16 protein-coding genes are annotated in these 20,217 nt (G+C 71.3%); 7 read left to right on the top strand and 9 right to left on the bottom strand.

Translation table 11 applies throughout. The features are described from left to right. Nucleotides 1–33: 33 nt before the first annotated feature. Entirely contained in the window at nucleotides 34–1,005 is a 972-nt protein-coding gene (locus ACWDD9_RS23460; protein ID WP_074001417.1) for a diacylglycerol/lipid kinase family protein, read from the top strand. Between the two features lie 369 nt (nucleotides 1,006–1,374). Next, nucleotides 1,375–1,626 carry a WhiB family transcriptional regulator gene (locus ACWDD9_RS23455; RefSeq protein WP_014138019.1) on the top strand — a complete coding sequence of 84 codons (252 nt, stop codon included), beginning with the start codon at nucleotides 1,375–1,377 and terminating at the stop codon, nucleotides 1,624–1,626. Nucleotides 1,627–2,093: 467 nt separating this feature from the next. Here ACWDD9_RS23455 and ACWDD9_RS23450 read toward each other — a convergent pair whose 3' ends face one another. From ACWDD9_RS23450 to ACWDD9_RS23420, 7 genes are all read right to left on the bottom strand, one after another. After that, nucleotides 2,094–3,614 (bottom strand): sensor histidine kinase, encoded by a 1,521-nt coding sequence (locus ACWDD9_RS23450; RefSeq protein WP_181970676.1) that lies wholly within the window; start codon nucleotides 3,612–3,614, stop codon nucleotides 2,094–2,096. A 400-nt stretch (nucleotides 3,615–4,014) separates the two neighbouring features. Further along, the gene (locus ACWDD9_RS23445; RefSeq protein WP_449812592.1) at nucleotides 4,015–5,073 is read right to left on the bottom strand and encodes an SIS domain-containing protein; all 1,059 of its coding nucleotides are present in this window, start codon (nucleotides 5,071–5,073) and stop codon (nucleotides 4,015–4,017) included. Between the two features lie 250 nt (nucleotides 5,074–5,323). After that, a complete protein-coding gene (locus tag ACWDD9_RS23440; RefSeq protein ID WP_449812622.1) occupies nucleotides 5,324–6,622 on the bottom strand; it encodes an extracellular solute-binding protein in 1,299 nt (432 codons plus the stop codon). 437 nt (nucleotides 6,623–7,059) lie between these two features. Continuing rightward, nucleotides 7,060–8,613, bottom strand: a complete 1,554-nt coding sequence (locus ACWDD9_RS23435) for a glycoside hydrolase family 3 protein (protein ID WP_049649424.1) — start codon at nucleotides 8,611–8,613, stop codon at nucleotides 7,060–7,062. Between the two features lie 6 nt (nucleotides 8,614–8,619). Beyond that, the gene (locus ACWDD9_RS23430; RefSeq protein ID WP_049649423.1) at nucleotides 8,620–9,447 is read right to left on the bottom strand and encodes a carbohydrate ABC transporter permease; all 828 of its coding nucleotides are present in this window, start codon (nucleotides 9,445–9,447) and stop codon (nucleotides 8,620–8,622) included. Then, on the bottom strand, nucleotides 9,444–10,472 hold the full coding sequence (locus ACWDD9_RS23425; protein WP_049649422.1) for a carbohydrate ABC transporter permease: 1,029 nt from the start codon (nucleotides 10,470–10,472) through the stop codon (nucleotides 9,444–9,446). The genes ACWDD9_RS23430 and ACWDD9_RS23425 overlap by 4 nt, the downstream gene beginning before the upstream one ends. A 138-nt stretch (nucleotides 10,473–10,610) precedes the next feature. Then, nucleotides 10,611–11,900, bottom strand: coding sequence for an extracellular solute-binding protein (locus ACWDD9_RS23420; RefSeq protein WP_074001414.1), 1,290 nt, complete (start codon nucleotides 11,898–11,900; stop codon nucleotides 10,611–10,613). Between the two features lie 340 nt (nucleotides 11,901–12,240). Here ACWDD9_RS23420 and ACWDD9_RS23415 point away from each other — a divergent pair, with 340 nt between their 5' ends. The 4 genes from ACWDD9_RS23415 (at nucleotide 12,241) to ACWDD9_RS23400 (ending at nucleotide 16,286) form a co-directional block, all read left to right on the top strand. Further along, on the top strand, nucleotides 12,241–13,032 hold the full coding sequence (locus tag ACWDD9_RS23415; RefSeq protein ID WP_049649420.1) for a GntR family transcriptional regulator: 792 nt from the start codon (nucleotides 12,241–12,243) through the stop codon (nucleotides 13,030–13,032). 350 nt (nucleotides 13,033–13,382) lie between these two features. Then, complete coding sequence (locus ACWDD9_RS23410; RefSeq protein WP_049649419.1) at nucleotides 13,383–13,646, top strand: DUF3311 domain-containing protein; 264 nt, start codon at nucleotides 13,383–13,385, stop codon at nucleotides 13,644–13,646. Then, entirely contained in the window at nucleotides 13,643–15,253 is a 1,611-nt protein-coding gene (gene mctP, locus ACWDD9_RS23405) for a monocarboxylate uptake permease MctP (protein ID WP_049649418.1), read from the top strand. The genes ACWDD9_RS23410 and mctP overlap by 4 nt, the downstream gene beginning before the upstream one ends. A gap of 154 nt (nucleotides 15,254–15,407) precedes the next feature. Then, the gene (locus ACWDD9_RS23400; protein WP_107418693.1) at nucleotides 15,408–16,286 is read left to right on the top strand and encodes a histidine phosphatase family protein; all 879 of its coding nucleotides are present in this window, start codon (nucleotides 15,408–15,410) and stop codon (nucleotides 16,284–16,286) included. A gap of 37 nt (nucleotides 16,287–16,323) precedes the next feature. Here the strand turns inward: ACWDD9_RS23400 and ACWDD9_RS23395 are convergent, their stop codons facing one another. Then, nucleotides 16,324–17,304: a helix-turn-helix domain-containing protein gene (locus ACWDD9_RS23395; protein WP_449812591.1), complete on the bottom strand. Its 981-nt coding sequence runs from the start codon at nucleotides 17,302–17,304 to the stop codon at nucleotides 16,324–16,326. A 410-nt stretch (nucleotides 17,305–17,714) separates the two neighbouring features. Here ACWDD9_RS23395 and ACWDD9_RS23390 point away from each other — a divergent pair, with 410 nt between their 5' ends. Next, the gene (locus tag ACWDD9_RS23390; RefSeq protein ID WP_074001412.1) at nucleotides 17,715–18,209 is read left to right on the top strand and encodes a GNAT family N-acetyltransferase; all 495 of its coding nucleotides are present in this window, start codon (nucleotides 17,715–17,717) and stop codon (nucleotides 18,207–18,209) included. Nucleotides 18,210–18,228: 19 nt separating this feature from the next. Here ACWDD9_RS23390 and ACWDD9_RS23385 read toward each other — a convergent pair whose 3' ends face one another. Further along, nucleotides 18,229–19,914, bottom strand: coding sequence for an ArnT family glycosyltransferase (locus ACWDD9_RS23385; protein WP_380745538.1), 1,686 nt, complete (start codon nucleotides 19,912–19,914; stop codon nucleotides 18,229–18,231). Between the last annotated feature and the right edge of the window lie 303 nt (nucleotides 19,915–20,217).

Genomic DNA, 20,217 nt, shown 5'->3' with positions numbered 1-20,217 from the left:
CGGTTGCTCCGTACCGACCCGTAGGCTTTCCCCATGCGCGCTCTCCTGGTCGTGAACCACAAGGCCACCACCACCAGTGGCCGGACCAGGGACGTCCTGATCCACGCCCTGCGCAGCGATCTCAAGCTGGAGGTCGCCGAGACCCGCTACCGGGGCCACGCGCGCGACCTGGCCCGCGAGGCGGCGGAGGACGGCACGGTCGACCTGGTGGTGGCGCTGGGCGGGGACGGCACCGTCAACGAGGTGGTGAACGGGCTGCTGGCGCACGGCCCGGGCGAGAAGGTCCCGCGACTGGCCGTGGTGCCGGGCGGTTCGACCAATGTGTTCGCCCGCGCGCTGGGCCTGCCCAACGACCCGGTGGAGGCCACCGGCGCCCTGCTGGACGCGCTGGAGCACGGCCGGGAGCGGCCGATCGGGCTGGGCAAGGCGATGACCGACGGGCTGCCGGACCGCTGGTTCACCTTCACCGCCGGCCTCGGCTTCGACGCCGGGGTGGTCGGGCGGGTCGAGGAGCAGCGCCGGGCCGGGCGCAAGTCCACCCACGCCCTGTACGTCGGCCAGGCCCTGCGGCACTACTTCACCCAGCGTGAGCAGCGCCGTTCCGGCCCCGTCTCCCTGGAGCTGCCTGGCCACGAACGGGTTCCGGGCCTGGTGCTGTCGATAGTCAGCAACACCTCTCCCTGGACGTTCCTCGGCAACCGTCCGGTCTACCCCTCACCGCTCGCCTCCTTCGACACGGACCTGGACGTCTTCGGCATCACCCGGATGACGGCGTTCGGCACCGCTCGAACGGTCCGTCAGATCCTGCGGTCGTACACGACTTCGAGTGACGGCGCCCCTCCCAGCGGCCCCTCCGGGAAGCACGTCGTCTCCTATCACGACGTCAGACACTTCACCTTGGTTTCGGAGGAACCGGCCCCGTTCCAGGTCGACGGGGACCATCTTGGAGACAGGAGTCGCGTCAGTTTCACAGGCGTACGGCGGGCACTGCGTGTGATTGTGTGACTGGAAGGGGGGTTCCTCCTTCTTCTCGAACGCACAAGCCCCCTTCACTCCATAGAAGTACTGGCTGTGAGCTAGGCGACACCGAAGAATCCAAAATTCCTCCCCGAAGGGGGTTGTATCCGAGCCCGAGGTTTGCGAACCTCTACATGGCGATCGGGACACATCGCAGCGACGGCAACTCCGGAACCACAGGAGCGCCGACCGCGGAGTGTCCCTCGAATCGCCGAATCCCCCCCAGCACAGACCACCCGGGCCCGACGGGCCTTTGGTCTCTTTTGCTGTTGCGGGATTCGTGAAAGCGTTCACATTCACAAGCCATTCGATTATGCCGATCGGGCCACCCCCCGCGGCAGGAGGAGTTGGACGACCATGGACTGGCGCCACCGCGCTGTCTGCCGCGAAGAGGACCCCGAGCTGTTCTTCCCGATCGGGAACACCGGTCCTGCTCTGCTGCAGATCGAGGAAGCCAAGGCCGTGTGCCGCCGCTGTCCGGTGATGGAGCAGTGCCTCCAGTGGGCGCTCGAGACCGGTCAGGACGCCGGCGTCTGGGGCGGCATGAGCGAGGACGAGCGCCGCGCGATGAAGCGCCGTGCAGCCCGCAACCGCGCCCGCACCGCCTGATCACCCGGCGATCACACGCCGTAGTACCAGCAGTGACCGCAGTACCGATCGACACATGATCAAAGGCTTCCCTGCACCTCCTGGTGAAGCCTTCCGCACCAAGGACCTCGCCCAGCCAGGTCCCGCGACACCGGACCCGCCCAAGCACTTGATACTGTTCACTTAGAGCAATATCGTGGAGCTGTGGCGCTCACCGTGTGCAACGCACCGGCGAGGTGTCGCACCACCCAGAGCCCCCGCTCCGGCCGACTCCCCCCGACGGCCGGAACGGGTTGAGAGGCCCTGTCGACCCACCCCCCCCCGGTCGACAGGGCCTCGTTTCTGTTTCCGCACCCTTTCCGCACCCCGGCGTGCGGGTGCGCGCACCCGGCGCTTCCGCCGGACGCACGCCCCCTCCACGCACCTGTGCGCATCCCCGCGCAACGGTTTCCCCGCGGCCGCGGCCGCGACCGCGGCGGACCGGGATCTCAGCGGACGGGGATCTCCAGGATCACCTTCGTACCGCCGTTCGGGCCGGCCACCATGTCGAAGGTGCCGCCCAGTTCGCCGGTGGCCAGCGTCCGGACGATCTGCAGCCCGAGGTTGCCCGCCGTCTTCGGGTCGAAGCCCTCCGGCATGCCGCGGCCGTCGTCCTGCACCGTGATCAGCAGGTACTCCTCCGGCCGGGCGCCGCCGTTCCAGGTGTCCGACCAGCCCTTGCCGGTCGCCGGGGCCCGCCCGCGCAGCGCGCTGACCTCCAGGTTCCCGGAGGCGGTCGGACCGAACGCGTGCTCCAGGGCGTTCTGGAGCAGTTCGGTCAGCACCATCGACAGCGGGGTGGCCACCTCGGCGGAGAGGATCCCGAAGCTGCCGGTGCGGCGGGTCGCCACCCGGCCGTCCTGGGTCAGCTCCATCGCCATCGCCAGCACCCGGTCGGCGATCTCGTCGAAGGCCACCTGCTCGTCCAGCGCCTGGGAGAGCGTCTCGTGCACGATCGCGATCGAGCCGACCCGGCGCACCGCCTCGTCCAGCGCGGCCCGGGCGGACTCCGACTCCATCCGGCGGGACTGCAGCCGCAGCAGGGCCGCGACGGTCTGCAGGTTGTTCTTCACCCGGTGGTGGATCTCCCGGATGGTGGCGTCCTTGGTCATCAACTCGCGGTCGCGGCGGCGCAGCTCGGTCACGTCCCGGCAGAGCACCAGCGAACCGGTCAGGGTGCCCTTGGGCTTGAGCGGGATCGCCCGCAGGGTCACCACTCCCCCCTGCGCCTCCACCTCGGTCTGCCGGGGCGCCCAGCCGCTCGCCAGCTTCACCAGCGCCTCGTGGACGGCCGAGCGGGACGGCGGGGCGAGGTCGGCGGTGGCCCGGCCGAGGTGGCTGCCGACCAGGTCGGTGGTGAGGCCGAGGCGGTGGTACGCGGAGAGGGCGTTGGGGCTGGCGTAGGTGACCACGCCGTCCGCGTCCAGCCGGATCAGGCCGTCGCCGACCCGGGGGGCCGCGTCCATGTCGGCCTGCTCGACGCCGGGGAAGGGGAAGGAGCCGGCCGCGATCATCTGGGCCAGGTCGGAGGCGCTCTGGAGGTAGGTGAGCTCCAGCCGGCTGGGGGTGCGGACGGTCAGCAGGTTGGTGTTGCGGGCGATCACGCCCAGCACCTTGCCCTCGCGCCGGACCGGGATCGACTCGACCCGGACCGGGACCTCCTCGCGCCACTCCGGGTCGCCCTCGCGCACGATCCGGCCCTCGTCGAAGGCGGCGTCCAGCAGCGGGCGGCGGCCGCGCGGGACGAGGTGGCCGACCATGTCGTCCTGGTAGGAGGTGGGCCCGGTGTTGGGCCGCATCTGCGCCACCGAGACGTAGCGGATGCCGTCCCAGGTGGGGATCCACAGCACCAGGTCGGCGAAGGAGAGGTCGGAGAGCAGCTGCCACTCCGAGACCAGGTGGTGGAGCCATTCCACATCGGCCCCGGTGAGGGTGGTGTGGCGGCGGACGAGTTCGTTCAGCGAGGGCACATGGCGAGGGTAGCGCCGCCGGTCCGGGCGGGGCGCGCCAGGCCTCCCGCCGGGTCCGGACACCCCCTGAGTTGTTTAGACCAATTTTCCGGGAGGCCTGGACAACCGAGATTGGTCTAGTCCACAATGGAAGGGCACCAAGGAGAGGTCCCCGCGCAACTGCCCTGACCGCGCGCGGCCCCTCCTCGGTCGGACGCCGCAGATCGAGGACCCCGCACAGTTCTCGATCCCATCTGGCGCCCGACGACAGCTCCGGGCTGCGGTGCCGCATGGGTTGAGGGTCCCGTGTCGGCGCCGTGGCCCGTAGTGTTTTCCACCCCCGGAACCATGTCTCCGCCGCTCAACGAGCCGGCCCCGGTCCACAACCCGTGGACCGGGGCCGGCTCGCGTGCGGGACGGGCTACCGCGTCTCGGTGACCTTGGCCAGGGCGCGCGGGGCGTCCGGGTCCTGGCCGCGGGCGATGGTGACCTCGTAGGCCAGCAGCTGGAGCGGCAGGATCTCCAGGACCGGCTGCACCTCCTCGGGCACGCCGGCCGGCAGCGCGAAGCCGGCCGAGGCGGCGTCCACCTGCGCCTGCTGGCCGACCACCACCAGGTCCGCGCCGCGCCCGCGCAGCCGGTCCAGCACCGGCTGGAGGGCCTCGCCGCCCTTGCCGTCCGGGACGATCGCGATGACCGGCGAGACGTTGTCCACCATCGCCAGCGGGCCGTGCAGCAGGTCGGCGCCGGAGAACGGGGTGGCCGGGATGTAGGTGGTCTCCATCAGCTTGAGCGCCGCCTCGCGGGCGGTCGGGTAGCCGTAGCCGCGCGAGGTGATCACCAGGCGCTGGGCGAAGCGGTAGCGCTCCGCCAGCGCCTTCACCTCGGCCCGGCGGGACAGCACCCCGGCGGCCAGGCCCGGCAGCTCCTTGGCGGCCGCGCCGTCGCCCCCGCGCAGGCCCTCGACCAGCAGGTAGAGCGCCAGCAGCTCGGCGGTGTACGTCTTGGTGGCCGGCAGCGCCTTCTCCGGGCCGGCCAGCACGTCGATGTGGAACTCGGAGACCTCGGCGAGCGGCGAGGCGGCGTTGTTGGTCACCGCGAGCGTGACGGCCCCGGCCTCGCGGGCGGCCTTGGTGGAGGCCACCAGGTCGGGCGAGCCGCCGGACTGGCTGACGGTGACGACCAGCACGTCGGTGAGGTCCGGCTTGGCGCCGTACGCGGTGGTGGTGGACATCGAGGTCAGGCCGGCCGGCTTGCCGAGCAGGATCTCGATCAGGTACTTGGCGTACAGCGCGGCGTTGTCGGACGTGCCGCGCGCGGTGAGCAGGACGAAGCGCGGGCGGCGGGCGGCGATCTGTGCGGCGACCTCGCGGATCTTCGGGGCACCCTCGTCGAGGATGCGCTGGAGGACGGCCGGCTGCTCGGCCATCTCCGCCGCCATGATCCGGCCGGGGACGGGAACGGTCTGCGGGTCGGACATCTGGGTCTGCCTCCGGTGAGACGGTTCGACCCCGCTCGGGCGGCTGCCCGGCGGGGACCTCCAGGCGGCGAGTCCGCACACTCGCTGCGGTCCTTCGTCCCACGATCCTACGGGCGCGCCCGCCGCCGGGCACCTCCGTCCGCACACCCGCGCGCCCCGCGCGCACGCCCACCCGCGCGCCCCTCCGGACGCCCTTCCGGACGCCCTTCCGACGACGGGACGGGCGTCCGGAGACGGGCGCGACGGGAGGTCAGGACGCCTTGTTGATCAGCTGGTCGATCGCGGCGTCGGCCTCCTTGGTGGCCTGGTCCACCGACTTGCCCTTGAGGATCGAGGTCAGCATGTCCGGGATGATCTTCTGCTTCTCGACCGCGCCCCAGCCGGGGGCCAGCGGGGTGAACCAGGCATCCGGGACGGCGTTGGCCGCGGCGGCGGTGCTCGGCTTGCTCTTCAGCGGGTTCAGCTGGGTCAGGTTGTTCGGCAGGATGTCCTTGTCGGCCAGCGCCTGCTCGGACTTGGTGCTGGTGAACATCCGGATCCAGTCGGTGGCCAGCGCCACCTGCTGGGACTTGGCGGTGACGGCGAGGTCGGAGCCGCCGATGAAGGTCGGCAGCGGCTTGCCGTCCGGCCCGGGCATGGTGGCCACCTTGACGGCGTCCTTGAGGCTCGGGTCGCCGGTGACCGGCGCGGTGACGCTGGCCGCCTCGTAGCCGTTGCCGTAGAAGGACGCGGCGTGCCCGCGGGCCATCGACTCGAACTGGTTCTGCTCGTTCACCGCCAGGTCGCCCTTGTTGTACTTGCGCACCAGGTCGACGAAGTGGCTGATGCCCTGCTGGGACTTGGGGTCGTGCAGGGTGCCGTGCCAGTTGCCGGAGCCGTCGAACTTGGCGATGCCGCCGCCGTACGCGGCCACGTAGCTCATCGCGGCGTACCAGTACGGGCCGGGCAGGTAGAGCGGGGAGAAGGTCTTGTCGGCCTTGTTCCGGTCCGCGACCTTGTCCAGCGCGGCCAGCAGCTCCGCCTCGGTCTTCGGGAAGTCGGCGCTGCCGGTGGCCTGCTGGAAGGCGGTGGAGTTGTAGATGGCGACCCGGGAGCCGGCGTAGTAGGGCACGCACCAGAGCTTGTCCTGGTACGTACAGGTGTTGGCGAGCGCCTTGATCCAGCTGTCGGAGTTGTCGAAGGTGCCGCGGTCCACCGGGGCCAGCGCGCCGGAGAGCACGTACTTCATGGTCTCGGTGTTGCCCAGCTCGACCACGTCGGGGGCGCTGCCGTCGGCGATGGCCTTGTCGAGCTTGGCCAGCTTGTCGGCCCAACCCTGGTAGGCGAGCCTGAGGGTGACGTTCGGGTACTTCGCCGCGAACTCGTCGTTGACCCGCTGGACCAGGTCCGGCCAGTTCTTCTGGGCGTCGTCCATCAGCCAGACGGTGACGGTGCCACCGGCGGCCTTCGGGTCCGCGGAACCGGCCGCGCCGGCGTCGCCCGAGGGCTTCGCCGTCGAGGAACAGGCCGTCAGACCGACCGCCAGTGCCAGGGTCCCGAGCGTCGACATGAGCTGACGCTTCTTCACGCCATCCTCCGAGGGGTGTAGAGCCGTTGTGCCCGCCGGCAGCGTGATTGGCGCCCGTGGCGGAGAGTCCGGACAGGGGGCGGCGAAGAGCTTGGGGGAGGGCCGATACCACATCCGGCGAGGTTGAATCTCGAACCGGATGACTGGACTCTGGCCTAGACCATAGGTGGTGTCAACGACCAAAAGCCTTCGTCGGGGCGGCCGTTGCAGAGCCGTTGTACCGCGTGGCCGCCAGTCGTCGTTCCGTCACCCTAAGTAGGTCTTAAGGTGGATTTAAGGCCTGCTTGAGGGAACACGGTCACTCGGTGGTCTCCCGGGTCGACGGCGGGGAAACAGAACGGGCCCGCCATGCGACATGCGCATGACGGGCCCGTTTACCGACGCCACCGGACAGCGCCGGTGACGTCGCGTCGATCGTGTCAGCCGACCGCTCCCGGCTGCCCGGTGAGGACCTCCACGGCCGCCAGTCCGCAGACCCGGGCGGCGCCGTGGGTGGCGATGTACAGCGCGCCGACCGGCTCCGACTGGGGCAGGCCCATCTCGACCACGGCGGCGTCCGGCCGGGCCGCCACCAGGCGGCGCAGCGCGGCGGACATCCACGCGTGCCGGTGCGCGTCCCGGACCACCAGCACCAGGCGGCGGCCCTCGGCGCCGGCCAGCAGCTCGCCGACCAGGGCGTCCAGCAGCTCCGGCGCGGCCTCGGCCGCCGACACCGCGCGGGTGCGGGTGCCGGGGAAGCGGTCCGCCAGCATGCCGGCCACACCCCACGGGGTGACGTCGCCGACCGCGATGTTCGGCTCGTCCGAGAACGAGGCCACGTACGGGCGCTCGCTCACCGGCGGCACCACCTGGCCCGGCGCCCGGACCACCTTGAGCGCCCGGCGCGCGGCCCGCAGGCCGACCGCCAGGTCCGGCTCGACCCGCTCGCCCTGGGCCGCGATCCGGCCCCAGCTGCCCAGCGCCCGGACCCGCTCGGCGGCGTCCGCCAGCCGCTCCTCGGCGAGCAGGCCGGAGCGCACGCCCGCCACGATGGCGTCGCGCAGCATCAGCACGGTCTCCTCGTCGGCCAGCCCGCCGCCGACGCAGATCGCGTCCGCGCCGGCCGCCAGGGCCAGCACGGTGCCCTCGCCCATCCCGAAGGTGTCGGCGATGGCGCCCATCTCGATCGCGTCGCTGACGATCAGGCCCTGGTAGCCGAGGCCGCCGTCGGCCGGGGCCGCGCGCAGCAGGTCGCGCAGCACGGTCGGGCTCAGGGTGGCCGGCAGCTTCGGGTCCAGCGCCGGGATCATGATGTGGGCGGTCATCACGGCCTTGGTGCCGGCCGCGATCGCCGCCTGGAACGGGATCAGGTCGCGGGCCCGCAGCACGTCCAGGTCGACGTCGATGACCGGCAGGCCGTGGTGCGAGTCCACCGCGGTGTCGCCGTGGCCGGGGAAGTGCTTGGAGCAGGCGGCCACGCCGGCCGACTGCAGGCCCTCCACCCAGGCGGCGGTGTGCCGGGCGCACAGCTCGGGGTCGGCGCCGAAGGAGCGGACGCCGATGACCGGGTTGCGCGGGTTGGAGTTGACGTCCGCGGTGGGCGCCCAGTTGTAGTTGACGCCGGCCGCGGCCAGTGCCCGGCCCAGCTCGCGGGCGACGTCCCGGGTCAGCGCCGGGTCGTCGATCGCGCCGAGCGCGAGGTTGCCCGGCCAGGACGAGCCGGAGCCCGCCTCCAGCCGGGTGACGTCGCCGCTCTCCTCGTCGATGGCGATCAGGAGGTCGGGGTTCTCGGCGCGCAGCGCCCGGGTGAGCGCGGACAGCTGGTCGAGGTCGACCACGTTGCGGTCGAACAGCGCGACCGAGCCGAGGCCCGCGGCGAGGTGGCGGCGCAGCCACTCCGGCGGCTCGGTGCCGACGAAGCCGGGCTGGAGGACGGTCAGGGCGTCGCGGTGCAGCTGGTCGCTGTCCGGCACGGTGGGAACGAGGATGCTCACGTGGACTCAGCCCTTCACGGCGCCGTCGGTCAGACCGCCGACCGCCTTGCGCTGGAGGAAGACGAACAGGATCAGCACGGGGATGGCGAACATCGTGGACGCGGCCATGGTGGCGCCCCAGTCGTTGCCGAAGGCGGTCTTGAAGGACGACAGCCACAGCGGCAGCGTCTTGCCCTGGTCCTTGTTGAGGATCAGGACGAGCGGGAACTCGTTCCACGCCGTGATGAAACCGAACAGCGAGGTCGACATCAGGCCCGGGGCCAGCAGCGGGAAGATCACCTTCACGAAGGCCTGGGAGCGGGTGCAGCCGTCCACCATGGCCGACTCCTCCAGCTCCTTCGGCACCGCGGCGATGAAGCTGCGCAGCGTCCAGATGGTGAAGGGCAGGACCATCATCATGTAGAAGAGGGTCAGCGGCACCAGGCTGTTCAGCATGTCGTTGTCGCGGGAGATGATGTAGACCGCGATGGTCATGACCTCCCAGGGCGCCATCTGGGCCATCATGATGACCAGCACGAAGGCCTTGCGGCCGCGGAACCTCATCCGGGCGATGGCGAAGGACGCCAGGGTGGCGATCACCAGTGACCCGAGCACCGCGCCGACGGTGACGACGACGCTGTTGAGGACGTACGTCCAGAAGTTCGGCGCGTTGACCGCGGTGGTGAAGTGCTCGAAGGTCGCGTCGAGCGGGATGAACACCGGCGTCGGGCTGATGATGTCGCTGTTCTGCTTGAACGCGGTCGCGAACATCCAGTAGACGGGGAACACGAAGAAGACGGCGAGGACGGCCGCGATCACGTTCAGCCAGGTACGTCCGAAGAGAGAGCGCCTCACAGCTCGTCCTCCTGCTTGATCATGATGCGGAAGTAGTACGCCATCAGCACGCCCAGCATCAGGATGGTGAGCACCGCGATCGCGGAGCCGACGCCGTAGTGCTGGCCGGCCGAACCCTCCAGGAAGGCGTGCACCGGCAGGGTCCGGGTCAGCTTCTCCGGTCCACCGGCGTTGACCGCGTAGACCTGGGTGAACGCCTTGAACACCCAGATGACCTCGAGGAAGGTCGTGGCCAGGAAGAACGGCTTCAGGTTGGGGAAGATCACCGCGGTGAAGATCTTGCGCGCGCCGGCGCCGTCCATCCGGGCCGCCTCGTAGAGCTCCTTCGGGATGGTGGTCAGGCCGGCGTACATGTTGAACGCCACGAACGGGATCGACATCCAGACGATCAGCAGGATGATCACGAAGAACGTCGAATACTGGTTGCTGAGCCAGTTGTAGCCGTGCATCGACTGCCAGCCGAGCTGCTCCAGGATCCAGTTGACGACGCCCCACTGGGAGTCGAACAGCCAGGTGTAGACGGTGGTCGCGGCGACCACCGGCATGGCCCAGGCCAGCAGCAGCGCGACCTGGAGCACCAGCCGCATCTTCTTGCCGAGCTGGTTCAGCAACAGACCGATCAGGGTGCCGCCGACCATGATCAGCACCACGTTGACCAGGGTGAAGACGATGGTCCGGCCGGTGACCGACCAGAACTCCGGGTCGGTCAGCTGCTCCTTGTAGTTGTCGAAGCCCGTCCACTCGGTCAGGTGCAGGACCAGCTGGCGCCTGTTGAGGTTCTGGAACGACAGCAGGACCGTCTTGAGCAGCGGCCAGCCCAGCAGGGCCAGGGTCGCCACGGTGGCCGGCAGCAGCAGCAGGTACGGCGCGAGGCGTGAGCCCAGGCTGGGGCCGCCCGCGGATCTGGCGCCCTTCGGCGCGGTGCCCTTCGAGCCGCCGCCCGAGGCGCTCGTCTCTTGACCGGCCACAGCGGCCTTCCCTGGGTCCGGGGACTGTGTCTGCACCCGCTCCGAATGCACAGCCATCGTTCTCACTTCCTCACAACCTGGCCACGACGGACAGGCGCCGCCCACCGGCCCCCCGCCGGGGGCCGGTGAACGACGCTGCTGGGACCCGCCTCCGGACTCCCGCCTGCGGGAGGTCCGAGGACGGGTCCCGGGTGCTTACTGCTTCTGGTTGAGCTTCTTGGCGATCTCGTCGTCGTACTTCTTGGCCGTGGAGGCGAAGTCGCCGCCCTGGAGGACAGCGGTCAGGAACTCCTTGACCGGGTTCGGGTTGTCCTCGACGCTGGACCAGTTCGGGGTGTTCGGGGTGATCGCGCCGACGGTGGCGCCCTGCTGGGCGGCCTTGGCGAAGTCGCCCTGGATGTTCGCGTTCAGCGCGGGCTTGTTCGTGGTGATGCCGGCGGCGGCGAACAGGCCCTCGTTCTTGTCGTTGAGGGCGATCTTCAGGTAGTCCTTGGCCATGTCGGTGTTCTTGCTCTGCGAGGCGATCGCGAGGTTCGAACCACCGAGGAACACGCCGGTGGGCTTGTCGGCGGTCTTGCCGGGGAGCGCGAAGTAGCCGATCTTGTCCTTCGGCATGGCCTTCTCGTCCGGCAGCTCCCAGCCGAGGCCGATCATGGCGCCGACGTTGCCCTGGGCGAAGACGTCCTTCTGCTGCGGGGTGGCCTCGTCCTTGTCCTTCGGACCGGTGGCCGAGTAGCCCTGGAGCTTCTTGTAGGTCTCGAAGGCCTTCTGGCTCTCGGGCGAGCCCAGGCCGCCGACCCACTTGTCGCCGTCCTTCTTGGCGATCTTGCCACCCTCGCTGGTGAGCAGACCGAAGTAGACGTACCACTCCTGGCCGGGCATGTAGATCGGGTCGACGACGCCCTCGGTGGTCTTCAGCTTCTCCAGGTCGCTGTAGAACTCCTCCAGGGTCTTCGGCGTGTCGGTCAGGCCGGCCTTGGCCCACAGGTCCTTGTTGTAGGCGACCACGCGGTTGGTGACGTACCACGGGGCGGCGTACTGCTTGCCGTCCAGGACGGCGGACTCGTTCTGGTTGGCGGGCCAGGCGTCGCCGCCCAGGGCGGCCTTCTCCTTGGTGAGGTCGAGCAGACCGCCCGAGGAGGCGTAGCCGGCGGTCTGGGTGTTGCCGACCTCCAGGACGTCGACCGAGCCCTCCGACAGCGCGGCGGTGATCTTGGCGCCGATGCCGCCCCACTCCTGGGTCGCGTACTCGACCTTCGAGCCCGGGTAGGTGGTCTCGAACTCGGTCTTGACCGCGTCGGTCCAGCCCTTCGGGGCGGAGCCGGTCATGGTCCAGACCTTGAGCGTCTTGCCCTTGTACTTGTCCGCCGCGGAGGCGGAGGACGACCCCGAGTCGCCCTCGCTCTTCTTGCCGTCCGAGCCGCAAGCCGCCAGGCCGACGACCATTGCTGCGACGCCGACCGCCGCGATGAGCTGACGCTTCATTACGCCATCCTCCTGAGGGATGCCTGGGTTACCCCCGTCGGGCGGCAGCGGCAGACCCACACAAAGCGGGGGGAAAGGTGCCGCGGACCCCTTCGAACGGGTGGGGGGATTCATAGCTACCGGCCTAGTGGTGTAGACCAGCTGCCTGGAGCTTGGCCTAGACCAATGGGCCTGTCAACGGCTGTTCGACCGATCTCGACCACCCGTTATCAAGCCGACACCGCACATCGTTCATCGCGTGATGAGGTATTCGTTCCGTAGCCATACATGCAACGATGTGAGCCGTTAACGATGTGGCGGGGTCGCCGTAGGCCTCGCGAGAAGCGGGAGAACAGGTCCGATGAGCAGCGACGGGGGATCCACCGCCCAGGTCAACGACCCCGAGGTGAACAGCCTCCCGACGCAGGCCGGCACCGACCCGACCGCGCGCGTCCCCAAGTACTACGGCCTGAAGCGGCACCTGCTGCAGCTCACCGAGACCCAGCCCGCCGGCACCCCGGTGCCGCCCGAGCGGGCGCTCGCCGCCCAGTTCGACACCTCCCGCACCACCGTGCGCCAGGCCCTCCAGGAGCTGGTCGTCGAGGGCCGGCTGGAGCGCATCCAGGGCAAGGGCACCTTCGTCGCCAAGCCCAAGGTCGCCCAGGCCCTCCAGCTGACCTCCTACACCGAGGACATGCGGGCCCAGGGCCTGGAGCCCGCCTCCCGGCTGATCGAGATCGGCTACATCACCGCCGACGACCGGCTCGCCCCGCTGCTCGACATCAAGCCCGGCGGCCGGGTGCTGCGGATCGAGCGCCTGCGGCTCGCCAACGGCGACCCGATGGCCATCGAGGTCGCCCACCTCTCCGCCAAGCGCTTCCCGGCCCTGCGCCGCAACCTGGCCAAGCACACCTCCCTCTACGCGGCGCTGCGCGAGGTGTACGGGGTCACCGTGGCCGAGGCCGAGGAGACCATCGAGACCACCCTGGCCAACCCGCGCGAGGCCGGCCTGCTCGGCTCCGACCTCGGCCTGCCGATGCTCCAGCTCTCCCGGCACTCCTTCGACAACGACGGGGCCCCGGTCGAGTGGGTGCGCTCCATCTACCGCGGCGACCGCTACAAGTTCATCACCCGACTGAAGCGTCCGGAGTAGCCGCACTCCCCCACCGCATCCCGGGCACCGGCGCGCGCGACCCGCGCGCCGGTGCCCTTCGCGTTCCGCGGCGGCTTCTCCCGCGGCCCCCGGCGGTGGTGGCTTTTGCGCCCCCCGGCGGCGGACTCCGGCCGGTTGCGTCCGGCTGGTGGGAAGTTCGGTCAATCCCGGTGACATGGATCACCCCATGCTCTAGATTGCGCAGCCGTACTGACCTGACTGCCGATCACCGATGGTGCTGCTCGGCGGGCCCGTGCGGCGCTCGGCGCCGAGGGGCTGCGGCGCCGACGGGGAACCCCTCCGGAGCGGAGCCGAAGATGCCCTCTGATCCTCCCAGCGTCGAAGATGTCATGCCCGAGCCAGCCGGGAGGCCCGTCCCGGCCGTGACGCCCGAGCGGGTGCTGGCCGGCCTCGCCCTGCTCGTGCCGATCGTCGCGACGCTCTGGGTGTCCTCGTACGACAAGAGCGACCCGGCGGTGGCCGGGGTGCCGTTCTTCTACTGGTACCAGCTGCTCTGGGTGCCGGTGTCGGCCGTGTTCACGGTCGCCGCCTACCTGCTGATCACCCGGGACGAGAAGGCCCGCAAGGCGGCCCGGAAGGGCGGTGCGCGATGAAGGACGTCAACGTGCCGGCCCTCGTGGTCTTCGTGCTGTTCTTCGCCCTCGTCACCGTGATGGGCTTCCTCGCCTCGCGCTGGCGCCGCGCGGACAACGCCGCGCACCTGGACGAGTGGGGCCTGGGCGGCCGAAGCTTCGGGACCTGGGTGACCTGGTTCCTGCTCGGCGGCGACCTCTACACCGCGTACACCTTCGTCGCCGTCCCGGCCGCGGTGTACGCGACCGGCGCGGCGGGCTTCTTCGCGGTGCCGTACACGATCATCGCCTACCCGCTGGTCTTCCTCTTCCTGCCCCGGCTCTGGTCGGTCTCCCGGGTGCACGGCTACGTGACCCCGGCCGACTTCGTGCGCGGCCGGTACGGCTCGCGGCCGCTGTCGCTGGTGGTCGCGCTCACCGGCATCCTGGCCACCATGCCGTACATCGCCCTGCAACTCGTCGGCATCCAGGCCGTGCTGGACGTGCTGGGGGTCGGCGGCGGGGAGAACGCCAACTGGTTCGTCAAGGACCTGCCGCTGTTCATCGCCTTCGGCGTGCTGGCCGCCTACACCTACTCCTCCGGCCTGCGGGCCCCGGCGCTGATCGCCTTCGTCAAGGACGCCCTGGTCTACATCGTGATCATCGTCGCGGTGATCTACATCCCGATCCGGCTCGGCGGCTACGGGCACATCTTCGACTCGGCCGCGCAGCACTTCAAGGAGGTCAAGGGCGGCTCGCTGACCATCCCCGAGAACAAGCAGTGGACGTACGCCACGCTCGCCCTCGGCTCGGCGATGGCGCTGTTCATGTACCCCCACTCGGTGACCGGCGTGCTGGCCTCCAAGTCCCGCAAGACCGTGCGCCGCAACATGGCGATCATGCCCGCCTACTCGCTGATGCTGGGCCTGCTGGCGCTGCTCGGCTTCATGGCGCTCGCGGCGGGCGTCGGCAAGGGCGTCAAGGGCTACAACGCCCAGCTGTCGGTGCCCCAGCTGTTCGCGGACATGTTCCCGGACTGGTTCACCGGCGTGGCCTTCGCCGCGATCGGCATCGGCGCGCTGGTGCCGGCCGCCATCATGTCCATCGCGGCGGCCAACCTGTTCACCCGCAACGTCTACAAGGAGTGGCTCAAGCCCGCCGCCACCCCCGCCGACGAGACCCGGATCGCCAAGCTGGTCTCGCTGCTGGTGAAGGTCGGCGCGCTGGTCTTCGTGCTCGGCATGGACAAGCAGGCCGCGATCAACCTCCAGCTGCTGGGCGGCCTGTGGATCCTGCAGACCTTCGTGGCGATCGTCGGCGGCCTGTTCACCCGCTGGTTCCACCACTGGGCGCTGTTCGCCGGCTGGGCGGCCGGCATGGTGTACGGCACCTGGAAGGCGTACGGGATCGCCAGCCCGGCCACCAAGCACTTCGGCGGCAACGCGGCCGAGATCCCCGGCATCGGCGAGATCGGCTACATCGGCGTCACCGCCTTCGCCCTCAACCTGGTCGTCGCGGTGGCGCTCACCCTGGTGCTGCGGGCGGTCAAGGCGCCGGACGGCCCGGACGAGACCAGGCCGTCCGACTACAGCGCCGAAGCCGGCGACGACGAGCTGAAGAACGCGCCGGAGCCTGTAGCGGCGCACTGATTCGCGCGGTACGCGCCCTGTGATCGCGCCGCCTTCTCCGTGAACACTGGAGAAGGCGGCGCGATCATATGTATGAACAGGCGTGCACGCCGGGCACCACCAGACCGGACCGGCATCCGGCCGGGACCTGATCGACCACGGGGAGCTCGCGGCCATGGCAGAACTCGGCACCACCCTCAACGGCCAGCACCAGTCCACGCAGGGCCAGCACCACCACGTCACCGCGCAGGGCCAGCACGGCACCGCCCAGGGTCAGCACACCGCCGGCCATGGGCCGCACACCACCGGCCAGGGCCAGCACGGCACCGCCCACCGCCCGTCGGCGGCCGGCCGGCTGCCGTCCGTGCTGATCGCCACCCGGCACGGGGAGTCCACCGCCAACGTCGAGTTCCAGCTGGCCGAGGCCGCCGGAGCGCTCAGCGTCCCGATCAGCTGCCGCGACGCCGACATCCCGCTGTCGCTGCAGGGCCGCCGGCAGGCCCAGGCGCTCGGCCACTGGTGGGCCGGCCTGCCCAGCGCCGACCGCCCGCGCAGCGTCTGGTGCTCGCCGTACGTGCGCACCGCCGAGACCGCCCGGATCGCGCTCGCCCAGGCCGCCGGGCTCGGCTCCGTCCCGGTCACCCTCGCCGTCCGGTACGACGAGCGGCTGCGCGACCGCGAACTCGGCGTCCTGGAGATGCTGCCGAAGGCCGCGATCGAGGCCAAGCACCCGGAGGAGGCGGCCCGGCGGCGCAAGATGGGCGAGCTGTACTACCGCCCGCCGGGCGGCGAGTCCTGGGCCGACGTCGCCCTGCGGGTGCGCAGCCTGCTGCGGGACCTCTGCGAGGAGGAGGCCGGACGGCCCGTCCTGCTGGTCGCGCACGACTGCACGGTGCTGATGCTCCGCTACGCGCTGGACCGGCTCACCGAGGACCAGCTCACCGCGCTCGGGCCGGTGCACAACTGCTCCACCAGCCTCTGGCGGGCCCAGGACGGGCGGCTGCGGCCGGACGGCTGGAACGGCGTCGGGCACCTGACGGCCGGGACGGACTGACGGCCGGCGGGACCTGCTGGTGCGAGCCTGCGGCCCCTCAGCCCGCCTTCGGGTCCGGGTCCGGGTCCGGGTCCGGGTCGGCGAAGCAACGCCGGTAGGCCAGCGGCGTGGTGCCCAGCCGACGGCCGAAGTGGTGCCGCAGCGCGGCCGCGTTGCCGAAGCCGCAGCGGGCGGCGATCGCGTCCACCGGCTCGGTGGTGGACTCCAGCAGCCGCTGGGCGAGCAGCACCCGCTGCCCGACCAGCCAGCGGTGCGGGGTGGTGCCGGTCTCCTGCTGGAAGCGGCGGGCGAAGGTGCGCGGCGACATGTGCGCCCGGGCGGCCAGCTGCTCGACGGTGGCCTCCTCGGCCAGGTGGTGGCGCATCCAGTCCAGCAGCGGGGCCAGCGAGTCGCCGGCGGCCTCCGGCAGCGGCCGGTTCACGAACTGGGCCTGCCCGCCCTCCCGGTGCGGTGCCACCACCATCCGGCGGGCGATCTCCCGGGCCACCTCGGCGCCCTGCACCTTGCGCACCAGGTGCAGACAGGCGTCGATGCCGGCCGCCGTCCCGGCCGAGGTGATCACCGGGTCGTCGTCCACGTACAGCACGTCCGGCTCGACCGTGGTCAGCGGGAAGCGCTCGGCCAGCTCCTCGCCGTGCCGCCAGTGCGTGGCGGCGCGACGGCCGTCCAGCAGCCCTGCGGCGCCCAGCACGAAGGCGCCGCTGCAGATGGACAGCACCCGGCCGCCGCCCTCGACCACCCCGCGCAGCGCCGCCAGCAGCGGCTCCGGGTAGCCGGGGCGGATGCTCGCCGCGGTGACCACGGCGAGGTCCGCACCGGCGAGGCGCTCGGGACCGTACGGGACGTCCACCGCGAAGCCGGAGTGGGTGGCGTGCGGCCCCGGCCGGGCCCCGGCGATCGCGAAGTCGTAGCCCGGCAGCCCGTCGGCGGTGCGGTCCAGGCCGAACACCTCGCAGGCCACACCCAGTTCGAAGGGGTGGACCTCCTCCAGCACCACCGCGACCACGTTCTTCAGCATGCCCACCAGGATGCCCCCGGCGCCCGCCCCGGCGGAAGGAAGGGGACGGCGGGAGGATGGCAGGATTTCGAGGCGATCGGTCGTTCCTGCCACTCGTGGCCGCGGCGCCGCCCGGCCACAGTGGTGCCCATGGACAGCGACACCCTCATCGGCTCACTCGCGATGACCGCGGCCGTCGGCGGTTTCGGCCTGCTCGGCCTGCTGATCGGCCGCGAGACCTCCCACGGCCCGGCGGCCGGCCGCGACAACTACCACCGCCCGGGCGGCTACCCGGCCGACCCGGCCCGCCCCGACCGGCTGCACGGCACCGCCGACCCGTCCTCGACCCCGGCCCCGTCGAGCGCTTCGACCCCTCCGACCCGTTCGACCCCGGAGGACCGTCCCGACCAGGGCTCCGGCACACTGGCCGCATGGACTTCCTCATCCGCCAGGCCCTCCCGGAGGACCTCGCCGACGCCGGCCGGATCACCGTCGAGGCCTTCGTCGGCGACGGCTTCACCAACCCCACGAGCAGCTACGTCGACCTGCTGCGCGACGCCGGGCGACGGGCCCGCGAGGCCGAACTCCTGGTCGCCGTCGACACGGCCGGAGCCGGGGTCCTCGGCTGCGTGACCTACGCGGTCGGCGGCACCGAGTGGGCGGACATCGCCACCCCGCGGGAGGGCGAGATACGGATGCTCGCCACCGCCGCCGCCTCCCGCGGCCGCGGCGTCGGCGAGGCCCTGGTCCGCGCCACCGTCACCCGCAGCCGCGAACTCGGCCTGGCCGGCATGGCCTTCTCCACCCGCCCGGAGATGACCACCGCCCACCGCGTCTACGAGCGCATCGGCTTCCGGCGCACCCCCGAACGCGACTGGGCCCCGTACCCGGGGATGGACCTGATGGTCTACACCATGGCCTTCTGACGACCGGCCCGGGCGCCCGTCACGGCTTCTTGTCGTACCCGGGCGCCACGTAGACGGTGTACCGGCCGTGCTTCCCGCTCGTCACCACGGTGACCACCCGGTACCCGGAGGCCTTCAGGGTGGGCTGGATCGCCTTGTCGATGGCCCCGGTCTGGGTGAAGTCCAGGACCACGACCTTCCACTCGTGGGCCTGGATGCCGGCCTGGATCGCGGGCACCCCGTTCTGCATCTCGCCGGTGGCCGGGTCCCGTCGGAAGACGGCCACCAGGTCGTGCCACTGCTGCCAGGTGGTCTGCTTGCGCAGGTAGTACGCGGGGACGTTGTAGTTCTCGACCAGGTACCGGTCGTCGCCCTTGACGATGTACGGCTCCAGGGCGGCAACGAACTCCTTCGAGTTCGACCACTCGCCGTACATCTCCCGGCCCTGGGCCGCGCCCACCCAGGCGAGCGGGCCGACCACCAGGGCGGCCGCCGCCACCCCGGCCACCAGGTGCAGACGGCCCTTCAGCCACAGCGCCGTACGGGCCAGCACCAGGCCCACCACGATGCAGGAGAACCAGGCGCCGAAGTCGACGTGCTTCTGCAGCGACAGCCAGGTGTGGATGCGGATCTGGTTCACCGGCGCCATCAGCCCGGCCAGCAGCAGCAACAGCGCCAGCCAGAACTCGGGCCAGGCCTCGCCGCCGCGCCGCCGCGCCCGCACCAGCTGCACCAGCACCCCGGCCAGCGCGACCACCAGCAGCGGACCCACCCAGCGGGCGGCCTCCGAGGCCACGTAGGAGTACGAGTCGTGGCCCGGGGCGCGCTTGAGCGTGGTGTGGTTGAAGCCGTTGACGTACTTCTCGCCGGCCGCCAGCGCCGCCGCGCCGACCGCCACCACGAAGGTGAGCAGCACCAGCAGCCCGCGCCGCCAGGCCTCCCAGCTGCGCAGCGACCCGCGCGGCCCGGCCAGCACCGCGATGCCGCACACCACCGGCACCCACAGCAGCGCGGCGTACTTGGTGGCGCCGGCCAGGGCCAGCAGCAGCCCGGAGGCGACCAGGCTCGGGTACCCGCCGCCCGTGGTCAGCCGCACCGCGAAGTACCCGGCCCAGGCGAGGACCGCCAGCGCCATCGCGTCGTAGGTGGCCAGGCCGCCGAGGAACTGGGTGGGGCCGAGCGCGACGAAGGCCGCCGCCGCGCAGAACGCCGCGAGCGAGCCGTGCAGCCGACGGGTGGCCAGGTGGACGGCCGTGGTGGCGGAGAGCATGAACGCCAGGCTCAGCAGCCGGGCGCCGTTCAGCCCGCCGACGAAGTCCGCGACGGCCACCACCACCGGGTAGATCAGCGGGGATCCGGAGAAGAAGGTCTCGTACGTCGACACCGGGGTGCCGTGCCGCAGGTGCGCGATCTCCTGGTAGCCCGCGTAGATGTAGGTGCCCTCGTCGATGAAGGCGGTGTTGCTGAGGATCAGGTGGTACGAGAGCGCCGCCTGGACCAGCAGCACGGCCAGCAGCGGCAGCCAGTCCGCCCGCAGCACCGGCCGGGCCGGGTGCGGCACCCGGGGCGGCCCGGGCCTGCGGCGGCGCCGGTCGGCCGGGGAGGCCGGCGTCGGCCCGGGGCCCGTCCGGCCGCGCTCGCCGAGGGCCACCCCGCCCGGCCGGGCTCCGCCGAGGACGGGCTTGCGGGTGGACTCGGGCCGGATCCAGCGGCCGTCCGCGCTCATCAGTACTGCTCCTCATCTGGGACTTCGCATCCGGACGCGCCGTGGAGCGCGCGCCCCGGGGCGCGCTTCGGCCGCCGCCCCACACTGCCGGGGGCGGCGGCCGGACGTTCACGGGGGCCGGTCGGCCCCGCGGCGGATCCCGCGGGACCCGCCCCTGGCGGTGCTAGGGCCTGTCTTCGAACTCGCGTCTGCGGGGCGACGCCGGGGCACGCACCTCGCCGCGTTGTCGTCGGTCGCCAATGGCCCCCAGCCTTCGGCCGGGAGGTGCCCCCACCGCAGTGGCTCCCTCCTCCGCCTTGCGAT

It is taken from the genome of Kitasatospora sp. NPDC001119 (assembly GCF_053598475.1).
This window is presented reverse-complemented; position numbering and strand designations above follow the sequence as displayed.